The sequence below is a fragment of the Echinicola sediminis genome, from assembly GCF_054777495.1.
This window is the reverse complement of the sequence record NZ_BAAHAP010000245.1, coordinates 1-713: the sequence shown is the minus strand read 5'-3', so window position 1 is coordinate 713 and position 713 is coordinate 1. Positions and strand designations below refer to the sequence as shown.

Here is a 713-nt window from a genome sequence, read left to right as displayed (position 1 = left end):
ACTGAAGCTACGTGTATGTTGAGCGTCTTAGACTGACCGTTCACAGGATTTTTTACGGTGATGTTCGGCGCGGGGGCGTTCCGGTCGCTCCAGTCAATCGCAGCTCCTACACGGTCAACGTCAAAAACCAGCCAGAACTGCGCATGAGGCTGGTTCTGCTGGATGTACCGCGCAAGAAGCGCACGCCCTTTGCCGGAGATGCGAAGACCAAAAGCGAGATCATCCGTGTGATAGGGACGGTGGGGTAAATTTTCTTCGAAGTATTGAAGCGCGGCGCTCATGTGTTAGGATTTCCTCCGTGTGTTACGACCCACACGCCCCTTGAATTTTCGTGACAATCTTGGCGGAGAGACACGAATTTCAGGGGCGTTTGTTTTTCAGTCGCTTACACTACCCCCAACGACAAAACCTGTCGAGCCTTCCCGCAAACCCGATCCATTTACCATAACATCCGTTGTGCGCCCCCCTTAAAACGCTCTCAGACGCTTTCTGACGCAAAAAACGCAGAAATACAAGGAAACACCAGGAAGAACCAGAAAAACGCGGCAGAATTGTTTTTAGGAGGCTGCATAACTATTCACGAAAGCAATGCGCGATCTGTTTCGAGCGTTCAGAAGGGCGAACGGGTCAAAACAGCAAACTTTCTCATCAGAAAACGGTGAACGGGACGCGGAATTTTTTCGCGTTCCGTGAAACGTTGGCGGGGTTCGGGG

Annotated in this window: 1 protein-coding gene; it reads right to left on the bottom strand. The window is 51.6% G+C overall.

The window, feature by feature from the left end; translation table 11 throughout:
* Positions 1-281, bottom strand: a 281-nt coding sequence (locus tag ACYVAA_RS22995; RefSeq protein WP_460546447.1) for a replication initiation protein, incomplete at its 3' end; no start/stop codon positions are given.
* Positions 282-713: the final 432 nt, after the last annotated feature.